Source organism: Billgrantia antri, assembly GCF_019430905.1.
Classification (GTDB): domain Bacteria; phylum Pseudomonadota; class Gammaproteobacteria; order Pseudomonadales; family Halomonadaceae; genus Halomonas; species Halomonas antri.
Map to the genome: position 1 here is coordinate 37,378 of NZ_JAHYCA010000007.1, position 14,963 is coordinate 52,340.

At 62.9% G+C, this 14,963-nt stretch carries 13 protein-coding genes; 5 read left to right on the forward strand and 8 right to left on the reverse strand.

The window, feature by feature from the left end; translation table 11 throughout:
- The first annotated feature begins 92 nt into the window (after positions 1 to 92).
- The gene (gene gmhB, locus KPL81_RS17255; RefSeq protein WP_219793238.1) at positions 93 to 647 is read left to right on the forward strand and encodes a D-glycero-beta-D-manno-heptose 1,7-bisphosphate 7-phosphatase; all 555 of its coding nucleotides are present in this window, start codon (positions 93 to 95) and stop codon (positions 645 to 647) included.
- 125 nt (positions 648 to 772) lie between these two features.
- Here the strand turns inward: gmhB and gyrB are convergent, their stop codons facing one another.
- From gyrB to dnaA, 4 genes are all read right to left on the reverse strand, one after another.
- On the reverse strand, positions 773 to 3,193 hold the full coding sequence (gene gyrB, locus KPL81_RS17260) for a DNA topoisomerase (ATP-hydrolyzing) subunit B (RefSeq protein ID WP_219793239.1): 2,421 nt from the start codon (positions 3,191 to 3,193) through the stop codon (positions 773 to 775).
- 3 nt (positions 3,194 to 3,196) lie between these two features.
- Positions 3,197 to 4,321 carry a DNA replication/repair protein RecF gene (recF, locus tag KPL81_RS17265; protein ID WP_219793240.1) on the reverse strand — a complete coding sequence of 375 codons (1,125 nt, stop codon included), beginning with the start codon at positions 4,319 to 4,321 and terminating at the stop codon, positions 3,197 to 3,199.
- A gap of 84 nt (positions 4,322 to 4,405) precedes the next feature.
- Positions 4,406 to 5,509 carry a DNA polymerase III subunit beta gene (gene dnaN / locus KPL81_RS17270; RefSeq protein WP_219793241.1) on the reverse strand — a complete coding sequence of 368 codons (1,104 nt, stop codon included), beginning with the start codon at positions 5,507 to 5,509 and terminating at the stop codon, positions 4,406 to 4,408.
- Positions 5,510 to 5,572: 63 nt separating this feature from the next.
- On the reverse strand, positions 5,573 to 7,045 hold the full coding sequence (gene dnaA, locus KPL81_RS17275) for a chromosomal replication initiator protein DnaA (RefSeq protein ID WP_219793242.1): 1,473 nt from the start codon (positions 7,043 to 7,045) through the stop codon (positions 5,573 to 5,575).
- Between the two features lie 473 nt (positions 7,046 to 7,518).
- Between dnaA and rpmH the strand changes: the two genes are divergently transcribed.
- The 4 genes from rpmH to mnmE all read left to right on the forward strand — a co-directional run bounded on the left by rpmH (position 7,519) and on the right by mnmE (position 11,321).
- Complete coding sequence (rpmH, locus tag KPL81_RS17280) at positions 7,519 to 7,653, forward strand: 50S ribosomal protein L34 (protein ID WP_010626003.1); 135 nt, start codon at positions 7,519 to 7,521, stop codon at positions 7,651 to 7,653.
- A gap of 13 nt (positions 7,654 to 7,666) precedes the next feature.
- On the forward strand, positions 7,667 to 8,038 hold the full coding sequence (gene rnpA / locus KPL81_RS17285) for a ribonuclease P protein component (RefSeq protein WP_209475100.1): 372 nt from the start codon (positions 7,667 to 7,669) through the stop codon (positions 8,036 to 8,038).
- A 117-nt stretch (positions 8,039 to 8,155) separates the two neighbouring features.
- Positions 8,156 to 9,844, forward strand: coding sequence for a membrane protein insertase YidC (gene yidC, locus KPL81_RS17290; protein WP_219793243.1), 1,689 nt, complete (start codon positions 8,156 to 8,158; stop codon positions 9,842 to 9,844).
- A 106-nt stretch (positions 9,845 to 9,950) separates the two neighbouring features.
- A complete protein-coding gene (mnmE, locus tag KPL81_RS17295; protein ID WP_219793244.1) occupies positions 9,951 to 11,321 on the forward strand; it encodes a tRNA uridine-5-carboxymethylaminomethyl(34) synthesis GTPase MnmE in 1,371 nt (456 codons plus the stop codon).
- A gap of 9 nt (positions 11,322 to 11,330) precedes the next feature.
- Here mnmE and KPL81_RS17300 read toward each other — a convergent pair whose 3' ends face one another.
- The 4 genes from KPL81_RS17300 to rdgB form a co-directional block, all read right to left on the reverse strand.
- A complete protein-coding gene (locus tag KPL81_RS17300) occupies positions 11,331 to 12,176 on the reverse strand; it encodes a 23S rRNA (adenine(2030)-N(6))-methyltransferase RlmJ (RefSeq protein WP_219793245.1) in 846 nt (281 codons plus the stop codon).
- Between the two features lie 95 nt (positions 12,177 to 12,271).
- Positions 12,272 to 12,955 (reverse strand): YiaD family glycine zipper/OmpA-like lipoprotein, encoded by a 684-nt coding sequence (locus tag KPL81_RS17305; RefSeq protein ID WP_219793246.1) that lies wholly within the window; start codon positions 12,953 to 12,955, stop codon positions 12,272 to 12,274.
- A 28-nt stretch (positions 12,956 to 12,983) separates the two neighbouring features.
- Positions 12,984 to 14,183 (reverse strand): radical SAM family heme chaperone HemW, encoded by a 1,200-nt coding sequence (hemW, locus tag KPL81_RS17310; RefSeq protein WP_219793247.1) that lies wholly within the window; start codon positions 14,181 to 14,183, stop codon positions 12,984 to 12,986.
- Positions 14,183 to 14,794 (reverse strand): RdgB/HAM1 family non-canonical purine NTP pyrophosphatase, encoded by a 612-nt coding sequence (gene rdgB, locus KPL81_RS17315; RefSeq protein ID WP_219793248.1) that lies wholly within the window; start codon positions 14,792 to 14,794, stop codon positions 14,183 to 14,185. Before rdgB ends, hemW begins: the two co-directional genes overlap by 1 nt.
- Positions 14,795 to 14,963 lie beyond the last annotated feature (169 nt).

A 14,963-nucleotide genomic window follows, 5' to 3' on the forward strand; every position in this document is an offset into this window, starting at 1 on the left:
CGAGTATGTCAGCTACGTCTGCCGGTCCTTGGCAAGACGTGTTTCACGTGGAACACTTCTCTTTCTTCTGCTTTCTAGCCCAGGTGCTCGACATGCCCGATGCTTCCAGGCTCGTCATCCTCGACAGGGATGGCGTCATCAACCGGGATTCCGATGCCTACGTCAAGTCATTGGATGAGTGGATCCCCTACCCCTCCTCGATCGAGGCCATCGCACGCTTGTCACGCGCCGGCTGGGACGTCGCCATCGCCACCAACCAGTCCGGCATCGCTCGCGGCTACTACGATGAAGCAACGCTGGAAGCCATGCATGCCGAGCTCGAGAAACAGGTCGGTGATGCAGGCGGCGAAATAGCGTATATCGCCTACTGCCCACATGGTCCCGATGACGGCTGCTCATGTCGCAAGCCTCTCCCCGGCTTGCTCGAGGAAATTCGTGCTGCCTTGGGACTGGAGAGCCTCGCCGGCAGCTGGATGGTGGGCGACAGCCTGCGCGATCTTCAGGCCGGAGAGCCGATGGGCTGCCGCCCGGTACTGGTCAGAACCGGCAAGGGAAGCAAGACAGAAGCTCAGGGAGAGGGGCTCGAGGGTGCGTTGATTTTTGACGAGCTGGCCGGTTTCGTGGACTGGTTGCTCGACAAGTGCTGAGTGACCGATGACTTTGTTTACCGACCACAGAGCAGCAGGTTTCACATCGCAAAAGAAAAGGGTCAGTTCAGATTGAACTGACCCTCTTTCTTTAAGCAGTGTTTCATGTGAAACACCGCAGCGTCTTAGACGTCCAGATTAGCCACCAACGCATTGCTTTCGATAAAGGCACGGCGCGGCTCGACCTCATCGCCCATCAGGGTGTTGAACATCATGTCCGCGGCGACTGCATCCTCGATCGAGACCCGCAGCAGACGGCGCGTCTCGGGGTCCATGGTGGTCTCCCACAGCTGGTCCGGGTTCATCTCGCCCAGGCCCTTGTAGCGCTGCACCGAAAGCCCCCGCTGCGCCTCGGCCATCAGCCACTCGAGCGCCTGGTAGAACGTGGCCACGCCTTTCTTGCGTTCACCACGTGCAATATAGGCACCTTCGTCGAGCAACCCCTCCAACGTTTCGCCCAGTGCCGCCATGGCGCGATAGTCGGCGCTAGTGAAGAAGTCGATACCCCAGACGTAATCGGAGCTGACCCCATGCGCCGTAAGCGTCACCGCCGGCAGGAAGAGCTCGCGTTCTGCATCCTCCTCCAGGCGGAAGGTGTAGCGCGGCCCGCCCTCGTAGGCCACCAGCGCGTCCATCTCTGCCTGCAGATAGGCGATCCAGTTCTGCATGGTGACGCGGTCCTTGAGGCTCGCCTCCCCCTCGAGGCGTGCGGCGTGCACGACCTTGCGCAAGACCTCGTTGGGATAGACGCGCGAAAGGCGATCGATGCGCTTCATCACATCGCGGTACTGACCGACCAGCGATTCGAGTTGCGCCCCGGTGACCGGCGGCGCCTCGGGATTGACGTAGAGTCTGGCTCCGTCCATGGCCGTCGTGGTCAGATAGTCGACCAGGGCCTGCTCGTCCTTGAGGTAGGTTTCCTGTTTGCCTCGCTTGATCTTGTAGAGCGGCGGCTGAGCAATGAACACATGCCCGCGCTCGATCAGCTGTGACATCTGGCGGAAGAAGAAGGTCAGTAGGAGGGTGCGGATGTGCGATCCATCGACGTCCGCATCGGTCATGATGATGATCGAATGGTAGCGAAGCTTGTCGGGATTGAACTCCTCGCGGCCGATGCCACAGCCAAGCGCCGTGATCAGCGTGCCCACCTCGGCGGAGGAGAGCATCTTGTCGAAGCGAGCCTTCTCGACGTTGAGGATCTTGCCCTTGAGCGGAAGGATCGCCTGGGTGCGGCGGTCGCGACCCTGTTTGGCACTGCCACCGGCCGAGTCCCCCTCGACCAGGAACAGCTCGGAAAGGCTGGGATCCTTCTCCTGACAGTCGGCGAGCTTCCCGGGCAATCCGGCGATGTCCAGGGCCCCCTTGCGGCGGGTCATGTCGCGGGCCTTGCGTGCGGCTTCCCGGGCACGGGCGGCGTCGAGCATCTTGTTGACGATTGCCCTGGCATCGTTGGGACTCTCGATCAGATAGTCAGAGAACAGCCGCCCCATCTCTTGCTCTACCGCCGTCTTCACTTCGGAGGAAACCAGCTTGTCCTTGGTTTGCGAAGAGAACTTCGGATCCGGCACCTTGACCGAGATGATCGCTGTCAGTCCCTCACGAGCATCGTCACCGGACGTGGCGACCTTCGACTTCTTGAGCAAGCCTTCGGATTCGATGTAGCCGTTGAGCGTGCGTGTCAGCGCGGCACGGAAACCGGCCAGGTGGGTGCCGCCGTCGCGCTGCGGTATGTTGTTGGTGTAGCAAAAGATATTCTCGGCGAACGAGTCACTCCACTGCATGGCCACTTCAACCACGACGCCGTCCTCGCGCTCGGCCTCGAAGTGAAACACCGGGTTGAGCACGGTCTTGTTGCTGTTGAGGTGGTCGACGAAGGCTTTGAGCCCGCCCTCGTAGTGAAACAGCTCCTCCTTTCCGCTTCGCTCATCCATCAGGCGAATCGCCACACCGGAGTTGAGGAAGGAGAGTTCGCGCAGTCGCTTGGCCAGGATGTCGTAGTGAAACTCGATATTGGCGAAGGTATCGGAAGAGGGCTTGAAGTGAACCCGGGTACCGGTCTTCTCGGTCTTGCCGACCACGGCCAGCGGCGCTTCGGGAACCCCGTGCCGATAGATCTGTTCGTGGACCTGCCCCGCTCGCCAGATGGTCAGCTTGAGCTCTTCGGAGAGCGCATTGACCACCGACACACCGACGCCGTGAAGCCCGCCTGACACCTTGTAGGAATTGTCGTCGAACTTGCCGCCGGCGTGCAGCACCGTCATGATCACCTCCGCCGCCGACACGCCCTCTTCCTCGTGGATATCGGTAGGCACGCCGCGACCGTTGTCGCTGACGGTTATGGATTCGTCCGGGTGAATGATGACGCGAATTTCACTGCAATATCCGGCCAGGGCTTCATCGATGGAGTTGTCCACCAGCTCGAACACCATGTGGTGCAGACCTGTCCCGTCATCGGTATCGCCGATATACATCCCGGGACGCTTGCGCACGGCATCCAGCCCCTTGAGAACCTTGATGCTCGATGAGTCGTAAGCTTGCTCGCTCATTGACTACTCCGTCGTGAAGTCTATCTGTGCCCGTGGCACTAGCTGCCCTGCTCCCGACACGCCTTGTTTCACGTGAAACATCGCAATCGGCGTACGGGATTTCCATGATCCCGCCAAGGCATCGTGTTCGACACTGGTGATAAAAGCCTGACAGCGCATGGTTTCGAGAAGTCGGCAAAACACACGACGATGCTCGGCATCCAGCTCCGCAGGCAGGTCGTCGACCAAGTAGAGACAGCCATGCCCGGTCGTACGTTCCAACAATCTTCCTTGCGCCAACTTGAGCGCACTTACTACCAACTTCTGCTGGCCCCGCGACAATACTTCGACGGCAGGGCGACGACCCAGCCGGATGCGCAGGTCGGCACGCTGCGGGCCGTTCTGGGTAAAGCCCATCTGCTGATCGGTCGCTCGCCCCTGCTCGAGCACTTCCCGTAACGAGCGCTGTTTGTCCCAGCCGCGAGAATAACGCAGGGTCAGGTCGGGGAGATCGATCAGGCTACCCAATGTCTCCTCGAAAACGGGGATGAAACTGGCTATCCATTCGCGGCGCAGTTCATCGACCCGCCCCCCCCAAGCAGCCAGCTCCTGCTCCCAGACGGCCAAGTTATTGGCATCCATTCTACCATGCCTGAGGAGTGCATTCCGATGCTTCAACGCACGCTTGGCGCGGCGCCAGGCATCATAAAAGTCGTGTTTCACGTGAAACACACCCCAGTCGAGGAACTCTCTCCGACCGGCCGGAGCTCCTTCGAGCAGACGAAAGGCGTCGGGGTTGACCAGCTGCAAGGGCAGCGCCTCGATCAATTTCGCCAGGCGTGAAACGCGTTCTCCTCCCATGCGCAGCTCCAGCTCGGCCGCATGCCGTGCGCGACGCACCCCGATGGGCACGGGCGGCTCGCCACCAAGGCGAGCGAAGAGAGTCATCTCCTCCTTGTCATGAGCGATGGCATGCCTGAGCTGGCGTGTGCGAAAGGAGCGACCCATGCCAAGAATGAACAATCCTTCGAGCAGGCTGGTCTTGCCGCTACCGTTTCGACCGACGATGAGGTTGATGCCGGGACTCGGCGTGACGTCGAGCATTTCCAGGTTTCGCAGACCGGCAAAGGCGAGGCGGTCGATCAGCATGAAGGGTCGCGCGCAGTTGGGCAGCACCACCCGGACGAACCATGGCTCGTCCGGGTGCAGGGAGAGAGGGTCAGGATGGCTGCCTCACAGCCGCATCGGCATGACGACATACAGCGCATCGCCACCGCCGGGCTCCTCCATCAAGGCGCTGCTATTCGAGTCAGCGAGTGTCATCTGCACCCTGTCTTCGCCAATAACATTAAGAACATCAATAAGATAGCCAACATTGAACCCGATCTCGAGGCCATCGCCCCCGTACTCGACGGCCACGTTCTCCTCGGCCTCCTCCTGTTCGGGGTTGTTGGCCATTACCTGCAGATTGCCCTCCCGCAGGTGCAGGCGAACGCCACGGTACTTTTCGTTGGAGAGAATCGAGGTACGCGATAGCACCTGCCGCAGCTCGGCACGTTCGGCGATGAAGACCTTGTCGCCGCCACGCGGCACCACGCGCTCGTAGTCGGGGAACTTGCCGTCGACCAGCTTCGAGGTGAAGGTGAAATCACCGGTATGCGCACGCACGTGGCTGGCACTGAGCGTCAGCGTTACCGGCTCGTCGCTGTCATCGAGCAGCCGCACCAGCTCGAGCACGCCCTTGCGCGGCACGATCAGCTTGCGGGCCGGCTCCACCTGGATTTCCGCCGGGCGCGAGCAGACGGCCAGTCGATGACCATCGGTCGCGACGGTACGCACCAGGTTGGAACGCAGCTCCAGCAGCATGCCATTCAGGTAGTAGCGCACGTCCTGTTGGGCCATGGCGAAGGACGTGGCATCGATGAGATGCTTCAGCGTACCACGTGGCAAACTGAGCTCCACGTCACCGGCGCTGTCCTCGATATTGGGAAACTCGGCGACCGGTAGCGTCGACAGGGTGAAACGAGAGCGGCCGCTTCGCAGTACGGCACGCCCATCTTCCAGGCTGAACTGCAGTTCGGCCTGATCGGGCAGTGACTTGCAGATGTCCATCAGTTTGCGGGCCGGTACGGTAACGGCACCTGCTACATCGACCTGCGACGCTGCCGTGCGTCCAATCAGTTCAACCTCGAGATCGGTGCCGGTCAGGGCCACCTGCTCCTGGTCGACTTGAATCAGTACGTTGGACAGTACCGGCAGGGTCTGACGTCGCTCCACCACGCCTGCCACCAATGCCAGCGGCCGTAGCAGCGCTTCGCGGGTAATGGAAAATCTCATGTCGGCTCCACGTCTCGTCCTGTAGATGGGTGTCGGGCAATGCTGGGCGTTGAATGACTGCCGCTAGCTGGTCAACAAGCGCAGCAGGTTCTTGTAGTCCTCACGAATGTCGGCACTCTCCTCCTGCAGCGCCTGAACCTTGCGACAGGCATGCAGTACCGTCGTGTGGTCACGCCCGCCGAAGGCGTCACCAATTTCCGGCAGGCTGTGATTGGTCAACTCCTTGGCCAGCGCCATGGCTACCTGACGCGGCCGTGCCACCGAGCGTGAGCGACGCTTGGAGAGCAGATCGGCCAGCTTGATCTTGTAATACTCGGCAACGGTACGCTGAATGTTATCCACTCCCACCTGCTTGTCCTGCAGCGCCAGCAGATCCTTCAGCGACTCGCGGATGAAGTCCTGGGTGATGGGCTTGCCCATGAAGTGGGAGTCGGCAATGACCTTCTTGAGCGCCCCCTCCAGCTCGCGTACGTTGGAGCGGATCTTCTGGGCAATGAAGAATGCGGCATCATGGGGCAGATCCACCTTGGCCTGGTCTGCCTTCTTCATCAGGATGGCGACCCGCGTCTCCAGCTCGGGAGGCTCGATGGCCACGGTCAACCCCCAGCCGAAGCGCGACTTGAGCCGCTCCTCGACGCCGCTGATCTCCTTTGGATAGCGATCCGAGGTGAGGATCATCTGCTGACCGCCTTCGAGCAAGGCATTGAACGTATGGAAGAACTCCTCCTGGGAGCGTTCCTTGCCGGCAAAGAACTGGATGTCATCGATCAGCAGCGCATCGACGCTGCGATAGAAACGCTTGAAGTCGTTGATCGCGTTGAGCTGTAGCGCCTTCACCATGTCGGCCACGAAGCGCTCGGAGTGCAGATAGACGACACGGGCGTTTTCGCGCCGGGCCGCCAAGGCGTTGCCCACGGCGTGCATCAAGTGAGTCTTGCCGAGGCCCACGCCGCCGTAGAGGAACAGCGGGTTGTAGGCGCCACCGGGATTTTCCGACACCTGCCTCGACGCGGCGCGGGCAAGCTGGTTGGACTTGCCCTCAACGAAGGTTTCGAAGGTAAAGCCGGGATTGAGCCCACTGCTGTGCTTCAGGCTGCCCTCGACCTGCACTTCGCGATCGCCGCCGGAACGCCGCGCCGTAGCTCCCTCCTCGCGCATCTGGTCGATTTCGCGCTCGTCGCCGATATCACCTCGCGGCGGTACCTGCACGGCCGGGGCCAGGGGGGAATGGGGGCTGGCCGACACCGGCGTCCCCAGGTCGCGCGGCTGCGGCTTGACCGCCGCCGCCTTGCGGCTGCCGACTGTCAGCACTACCCGCGGCGGCTTGGCAGGAGCCAGGTCCCTGAGCAGCTCATTGATGCGCTTGGCATACTTGTCACCAACCCAGTCGCGGACGAAGCGATTGGGCGCCAGCAGACGCAACTCGCTGGCTTCCCCCTCTTCGGCTTGAAGCGGGCGAATCCAGGTATTGAACTGCTGTGCGTTCAGCTCGTCCTGCAGGTAATCCAGACACTGTTGCCAGAGAGCAAGAGACACTCGACCTCACCATACCCGTTGATGCATGACCGGACATTGTATCCTTCGCCCGGCGGGTTATCCACATGCGGTTCGTCACCTGCCGTCCCTGTGGAAAACGCCGGCAAGAGAGACGCATCGCATCATGTCGCCAAATGGGGAGCCAAGTTCGGCAGAAAAGCATTTGCGAACGGTTTTTCCACACTCCTGGGCACTGCCTACCTAGTTGATTAGGCATCAAAGTTAGGACTTATCAACAGTGCCCGTCCCCAATATTGACCACAGCGTATGCCGAACCGACATGGCGCCAGCACCCGCGATCTTGCCCCGCCTATCCACCGCGCCAGCCCCTCGGATCGAGCGGAACAATTGCGTCGGACAGCCGAAGTCTCTACAATTTCCGGTCTTGAACCGAATCTGCCCCTGGTTCCTGATGGGAGCCAGGGCATTCCTGTAAGACGTTCCGTCAATAAACCACGTGGGAATCGAGTGTTATGAAACGTACCTTTCAACCCAGCGTTCTGAAGCGCAAGCGTGTCCACGGTTTCCGTGCGCGCATGGCCACCAAGAATGGTCGCGCCGTTCTGGCTCGCCGCCGCGCCAAGGGCCGCAAGCGTCTGAGCGCCTGATAGCGGATTGCGCGTGTCCGGTCATGGCTTCCCCAAGCAGCTGCGCTTGTTGACTGCCGGGGATTATCGATACGTTTTCGATCACGCTTCATTCAAGGTACATGGCAAGGGGCTGATGGCCCTGGCGTGCCCCAATGGACTGGACCACCCCCGCCTTGGCCTGGTCATCAGCAAGAAGAACGTGCGCAAGGCTGTGGATCGCAATCGCCTCAAGCGGTTCGCTCGAGAATCCATTCGCCTGCAGCAGTGCTCGCTACCCGCCGTCGACATTGTCCTGCTGGCTCGGCGTGGCGCGAACGAGCTGGACAGAGCAACGCTGCATCGCCAGTTCTACGGCATGTGGCGTCGCCTGGAGCGTGACGCCCGAAAGTCGATGGCCTCCTGACCGGATACGGAGTCTTTCTCCGCCTCGATAGCCTGTCTCGTCAGGCTATCGACCTTTCCTACATGACAGCGGATTTCGTTCCAGCGGCATGTTCACTACCCACCGGGCAGAACCCTCATGGACGTAAAACGACTCCTATTGCTGATCCCACTGGCCGTGCTCGCCTATTTGCTTGTCGTGCAGTGGAATCAGGATTATGGCCAGGTTGCTCCTGAGCCCGATGCTCCCGCGATCACCGCACCGGCAGCCGATGAACAGCAGCCAGCCAACGAGGATGGCCTGGCCGTGCCCGCCGCTCCTCAGGCGGAACGGCAGATGGCCGGCGACATGCCGACCGAGACCGAGCAGACGAGTGGCTCTCGCGATCTGATCGCCGTCGTGACCGACGTGCTCGATGTCCGCATCGATCCCCAGGGAGGTGACATCGTTTACGCTGCCCTGCCCCAGCATCGCGCTGCGCTCGGCTCCGATCGCCCCTACGTGCTGCTCTCGGACAACGAGACGCGCAGCTACGTGGCTCGTTCAGGACTGCAGGTAGACGGCCATGGCGGCCGTATCGGCTTCACTGCGGAGAACACCAGCTATCGTCTGACCGACGACGAGGGCAGCCTCGACGTGGATCTCCGCGGCGAAGTGAACGGTGTCGACGTGATCAAGCGCTTCACTTTCGAGCGCGGCAGCTACGCGGTGGACGTCAGCTATTACCTGGCCAACAACACCGAGGAGCCGGTCACGGCGCGCTTCATCGGCCAGCTCGCGCGGGACAATAGCCCCGATCCCTCGAGCGGCGTCTCGATGGGCATGAGCTCCTACCTCGGTGCCGCCTACTCGTCACCTGAGGATCGCTACCAGAAAGTCGATTTCGATGATGTCCAGGCGGGCAATTTCAACAACCGTGACGTCCAGGGTGGCTGGGTGGCCATAATCCAGCACTATTTCGTCTCGGCCTGGGTCCCCTCACAGAATCAGCAGAACCTGCAATACGCCACCACGGATTCGCGCAACCGCAACGTCGCCGCGTTCGCCGGTCCGGTCACCACGGTTTCCGCCGACGGCGAGGCTCGCCTGGGCGCCACGCTCTACATGGGCCCCAAGGTGCAGAGCTACCTCGAGGAAGTGGCGCCCAACCTGCGCCTGACCGTCGACTTCGGCTGGCTGTGGTTCATTGCCAATCCGCTGTTCTGGTTGCTCGATCATATCCAGGACATCATCGGCAACTGGGGCTGGTCCATCGTTTTCCTGACCGTCCTGGTCAAGCTGGCCATGTGGCCGCTCTCCGCCAAGGCGTACAAGTCCATGGCCCGCATGCGCAAGCTGGGGCCCGAGATGCAGCGGCTCAAGGAACAATACGGCGACGATCGCCAGAAGATGTCCCAGGAAATGATGAAGTTCTACCAGAAGGAGAAGATCAATCCTCTGGGCGGCTGTCTGCCGATACTGGTGCAGATGCCGGTCTTCATCGCCCTCTACTGGATGCTGCTGGAATCGGTCGAGCTGCGCCACGCGCCCTTCATGTTCTGGATCCAGGACCTGTCGATGAAGGACCCGTACTTCATCCTGCCGATCCTGATGGGCGCCTCGATGTTCGTGCAGCAAATGCTCAACCCGACGCCGCCCGACCCCATGCAGGCGAAGATCATGAAGATGCTGCCGATCGTCTTCACCTTCTTCTTCCTGTGGTTCCCGGCCGGCCTGGTCATCTACTGGGTGGTCAACAACGTCATCTCGATCGCCCAGCAGTACGTGATCACGCGCAAGATCGAGAACGACCCCAGTGTGGGCAAGGCAGCCAAGAGCAAGCGCTGAGCGCACCCCGGCAACATCCCGGACCCCCGCCCTCGCGGGGGTCTGGCGTTTCAGAGCCCGCAACGGGACAATGCGGCACGTGCCTCACCATCAACAGGGCCAACCCATGTCGGATCCGCTCTATCACCCGGACACCATCGCCGCCTTGGCCACCCCGCCGGGGCGCGGCGGGGTGGGCATCATCCGCGTCTCGGGGCCGCAGTGCACGACGATCGCCGAGGCCATGGTGGGCCACTGCCCCGAGCCCCGTCGCGCCCATTACGGCCCCTTTCACGGCGACCGCACAGTCATCGACGAAGGCATAGCCCTCTTTTTTTCCGGCCCTCACTCTTTCACCGGCGAGGACGTGCTGGAACTGCAGGGGCACGGCGGGCCGGTGATCATGGACCTGCTCTTGGAGCGCTGCGTACAGCTCGGTGCCCGCCTGGCAAGGCCCGGTGAGTTTTCCGAACGCGCCTTCCTCAACGACAAGCTGGACCTGGCCCAGGCCGAGGCCATCGCCGATCTGATCGAGGCCAGCTCGAGAACGGCGGCGGAGAACGCCCTACGCTCACTGCAGGGCGAGTTCTCACGCCGCGTGGAGGCACTCGTGCAGCGGCTGATCGAATTGCGCATGTACGTGGAAGCGGCGATCGATTTCCCCGAGGAGGAGATCGACTTTCTCGCCGACGGCCGGGTGGCCGAGATGCTCGGCGTCGTTCAGGCCGAACTCGCCGAGGTGCGTGCCGCCGCCGGCCAGGGGGCACTGATGCGTGAAGGCATGAGCGTGGTGATCGCCGGGCGCCCCAACGCCGGCAAGTCGAGCCTGCTCAACGCCCTCACCGAGCAGGAGACAGCCATCGTCACGGAAATCGCCGGTACCACCCGCGACGTACTGCGCGAACATATTCACCTGGACGGCATGCCGCTGCACGTAATCGACACGGCGGGGCTGCGTGACACACCGGATGCAGTCGAGCGGATCGGCGTGGCTCGCGCCTGGGCCGAGATCGAGAAGGCCGATCGCGTGTTGCTGCTGGTGGACGCCGCCACCACCGACGCCACCGACCCCATGGCGATCTGGCCCGAGTTCGTTGCGCGTCTGCCCGACCCAGAGCGCCTGACCCTGGTGCGCAACAAGATCGATGCCAGTCGCGAGGCCCCGACAGCCGAGCTGTCCACCTCTCCACCGGTGATTCGCCTCTCGGCGCGAACCGGCGAGGGTATCGGCAACCTGAAAGAGCACCTCAAGGCAGTGATGGGGTACGCCACGACCACCGAGGGGCGCTTCTCGGCCCGCCGCCGCCATCTGGAGGCCCTCGACCGGGCACAGCAGGCCCTCGAGAGCGGTGAGGCACAGCTATCCGGCTACGGCGCCGGCGAGCTGCTGGCCGAGGATCTGCGCGACGCCCAGCAGGCGCTGGGCGAGATCACCGGCGAGTTCAGCGCCGACGATCTCTTGGGCGAAATCTTCGGCAGCTTCTGTATCGGCAAGTAGCCGGCGGCGCTACTCCTCCACCCACCAGTCGGCCGTGTAGCGGCTAGTCGCGCCCAGCAGTGGTACGACCCGAGCCATGGCCGCGGCGAGACGCTCGTCCACCCCCCAAGGCGGATTGACTACCAGCATACCGCTACCGTACATGCCGCGCTCCTCGCCCGGCTCATGAAGGGTCAGCTCGCTGCGCCAGATCTTGCGCAGCCCGCCGTCACGCAGGTGTTCGAGCAGCTCGCGGTGGCGCGCCGCAGGCAGCAACGGGTACCACACCAGCACCACGGCGTGACGCACCTTGCGCATCGCTGCCAGCAGTGTCTCGGCGACTTCACCATACTCCGCCTTGCGCTCGTAGCTGGGGTCGATCAGCACGCACAGCCGCGGCGTGGCGGCGGGCAGTCCGGCGAGCAGCCCGGTCAGGCCGTCGGCATGCGACCGCCTGACGTTGACGGGAAGCCGCTGCAGGGTCAGATGCTCGTGTTCTCCCGGATGGAGCTCGAACAGCTGCAGCCGATCGTCCTTGCGCAGCCGTTGACCGAGCCACCAGGGCGAACCGGGATAGCGCTCGAGCCGGCTTGAATCGGGCTGCACGCGGGCGATGGCCTCGAGCCAGCTCGCCAGCAGCGGCTCGTCAGCCAGACGCCCCCGCTCCTGCCACAGCGGCAACACACCATGTCGATACTCGCCGAGGCGCTGAGTCTCGGGCGCATCCAGCGGATAGACGCCGCGTCCAGCATGGGTATCGAGGAAGGTGATCGGCGAGGCCTTGCGCAGCAAGTGATCGACGACGGCGTACAAGACGAGATGCTTGTGAACGTCGGCGAAATTGCCAGCATGATAGGCGTGCTGATAGGAGAGCATGAACGGTAACCTCACGCGCCGTCAGGGGCACAGACAAGCGGGCCCGCCACTCATCCACAGTGGCGGGCCCGCAAGGCAACGCCTGCGTTTGGCGCTTACTGCTGCTGGAATTGTGACTCGATCGGCGTCAGCGTGATCTCGACGCGACGGTTCTGGGCTCGGCCTTCCTCGGTATCGTTGCTTGCTACCGGCTGGCTCTCGCCGTAACCGGTCATGGAGAGTCGGTTGCGTGCCACGCCCGACTGTGCCAAGTACTCGCCGACGGCCTGGGCACGGCGCTCAGAGAGGCGTTGGTTATAGGCGTCGTCGCCCGTGCTGTCGGTATGCCCGGCGATGTTGACGCGGGTATCGGTATATTGGGTCAGCACGTTGGCCACGTCATTGAGCGCATTGCGCGCCTGTACGGTAAGATCGCTGGAGTCGAAGCCGAACGTCACGCTGCTGGGCATATTGAGCACGATATCATCGCCGCGGCGCTCGACGCCGACGCCGGTGCCCTGCATGCTTTCGCGCAGCTGTTGCTCCTGGCGATCCATGTAGGCACCGATACCGGCACCCGCCGCCGCACCCACGGCGGCCCCGATCAGCGCGCGATCGCGTCGGCTGGTGCTGCCGTCGCCCGAGAGAGCACCGGCGGCGGCACCAACCGCTGCCCCTATCCCGGCTCCCGATAGGGTCTTGTTGCGCTGGGTCTGCCCCGAATAAGGATCGGTGGTGGCACAACCGGCAAGCAGCAAGGCAGCCGCAAGAGGGGCAACGAATCGGGTAGCTTTGAGCATGAGCAATCTCCAGATCAGGGTAACGAGATCATTCCGTGCCGGCGTCGTCCACGAGCGCCAGCAACTCGTTCAAGAATAATAGACCTCGCGGTGAAGCCTGAAGCCTTTCGCGATCTTCCACAAGAAGTCCTTTTTCGTATGCCACAGCGAGCCGCTCGTTCAGCACCGCGAGAGGGCGCCCGGTGTGGGCCTGCCAGTCAGCCATGGCCACGCCGTCGACGAGGCGCAGCGCATTCATGGCGAACTCGAGCGGCAGCTCGGCCTCACCGACCCGGCTGCTGCCGGCCACGAAGCCGCGTGGATCGCGACGGCGGCGCAGGTAGGCCTCGGGCTGGCGCGTCTTCCAGCGGCGCTCTATCTGGAGCCGCCCCGACTCGTCCACGGCACTCAGCTTGCCGTGACTGCCGGCCCCGATGCCCAGGTAGTCACCGAAGCGCCAGTAGTTGAGGTTGTGCCGGGAGCGTCGCCCGGGTTGCGCATAGGCGGAAATCTCATAGCGCGACAACCCTTCGGCCTCGAGCCGCTCATGGCCAAGGTCCTGGATGTCCCACAGCACTTCCTCCTCCGGTAGCACTGGTGGCCTGGAGTGAAACTCGGTGTTGGGTTCGAGGGTGAGCTGGTACCAGGAAAGATGCTCCGGCGTCAGCGTCAGGGCACGCTCCAGGTCGGCCAGGGCCAGCTCGGGGGTCTGCCCGGGCAGGCTGTGCATCAGATCGAGATTGAGGTTGTCGAAGCCGGCCGTGCGCGCCTCCTCGACCGCGGTCACGGCATCCTCGCCGCTGTGTATGCGCCCCAGGGCCTCGAGCTGGGCCGACTGGAAACTCTGCACGCCGAGCGATAGCCGATTGATGCCAGCCCGGCGGTAGCCCCGGAAACGCCCGCGCTCCAGCGTGCCGGGGTTGGCTTCCAGGGTGATCTCGATGTCTTCGGCAAACGGCAGGCGCCGGGCCAGCTCAGCGAGGAGGCGCTGGTAGAACCCAGCCGACATCAGGCTCGGCGTCCCGCCGCCGATGAAGATGCTGACCAGGGGCCGGCCCGCCGCCAGCGGCAGGTCGGCATCGAGATCGTCGAGCAGGGCGGCCAGATACTCGTCTTCCGGCAACTCGCCTCCCCTGCCGACGCTATGAGAATTGAAATCGCAGTAGGGGCACTTGCGCACGCACCAGGGCACGTGCACGTAGAGGGCCAGGGGGGGCAGAATCGATACGTCCCGAATTGCGGCTGGCATCAGCGCCGGCTCGCCTCGCGCAGGGCCGCCAGCATCGCTTCGAGGGCACGTCCGCGGTGGCTGAGGCGGTTCTTCTCCTCGCTATCGAGCTCCGCCACGCTCCTGCCGAGCGACGGCAGCCAGAACAGCGGGTCATAGCCGAATCCCCCCTCTCCTCGCGGCTGCTGCAGAATCTCCCCTTCCCAGCTGCGCTGAACGATAAGCGGTACCGGATCGTCGGCGTGACGCAGGTAGACCAGCGCACACCAGTAGCGCCCGCTACGAGCGGGCCCCGATACCCCGCTCAGGGCCTCCAGCAGCTTGGCATTGTTGCGCGCATCGCTCTTGGGTTCTCCGGCGTAGCGTGCCGAATAGATGCCCGGCCGTCCCGAAAGGAAATCCACCTCGAGCCCCGAGTCGTCGGCCAGTGCCGGCAGGCCACTGGCACGACTGGCGGCACGCGCCTTGAGCAGGGCGTTCTCGACGAAGGTGAGCCCGGTTTCCTCGACATCGACCACGCCGAATTCCGACTGGGGACGGACACGTAATCCCAGGTCAGCGAAAAGCTGGCGGAACTCGCGGATCTTGCCGGGATTGGCGCTGGCCAGAACCAGCTCATCTGTGGGGGACACAACCGCTCCTCATGCAGGATGTCACTCCAGTATGTTACACGACGCAAGGACTTGGCAGAACTGCCTTCGCTGTCGCGACTTGCGCGTCGAAGCACAATATAAAAGTCGTTACAAGACGACCACGAGGCAATGCACCTGCAGCTTGTTGATACCGTTTTTGTAACCTATC

What these genes read in the sequence shown, in the direction of transcription:
- gyrB (WP_219793239.1), bottom strand. Translation starts at nt 3,193, where the DNA reads ATGAGCGAGCAAGCTTACGACTCATCGAGCATCAAGGTTCTCAAGGGG.
- KPL81_RS17300 (WP_219793245.1), bottom strand. Translation starts at nt 12,176, where the DNA reads ATGCTCTCCTATCAGCACGCCTATCATGCTGGCAATTTCGCCGACGTT.
- rpmH (WP_010626003.1), top strand. Translation starts at nt 7,519, where the DNA reads ATGAAACGTACCTTTCAACCCAGCGTTCTGAAGCGCAAGCGTGTCCAC.
- gmhB (WP_219793238.1), top strand. Translation starts at nt 93, where the DNA reads ATGCCCGATGCTTCCAGGCTCGTCATCCTCGACAGGGATGGCGTCATC.
- dnaN (WP_219793241.1), bottom strand. Translation starts at nt 5,509, where the DNA reads ATGAGATTTTCCATTACCCGCGAAGCGCTGCTACGGCCGCTGGCATTG.
- KPL81_RS17305 (WP_219793246.1), bottom strand. Translation starts at nt 12,955, where the DNA reads ATGCTCAAAGCTACCCGATTCGTTGCCCCTCTTGCGGCTGCCTTGCTG.
- hemW (WP_219793247.1), bottom strand. Translation starts at nt 14,183, where the DNA reads ATGCCAGCCGCAATTCGGGACGTATCGATTCTGCCCCCCCTGGCCCTC.
- mnmE (WP_219793244.1), top strand. Translation starts at nt 9,951, where the DNA reads ATGTCGGATCCGCTCTATCACCCGGACACCATCGCCGCCTTGGCCACC.
- yidC (WP_219793243.1), top strand. Translation starts at nt 8,156, where the DNA reads ATGGACGTAAAACGACTCCTATTGCTGATCCCACTGGCCGTGCTCGCC.
- recF (WP_219793240.1), bottom strand. Translation starts at nt 4,321, where the DNA reads ATGCTGATCGACCGCCTCGCCTTTGCCGGTCTGCGAAACCTGGAAATG.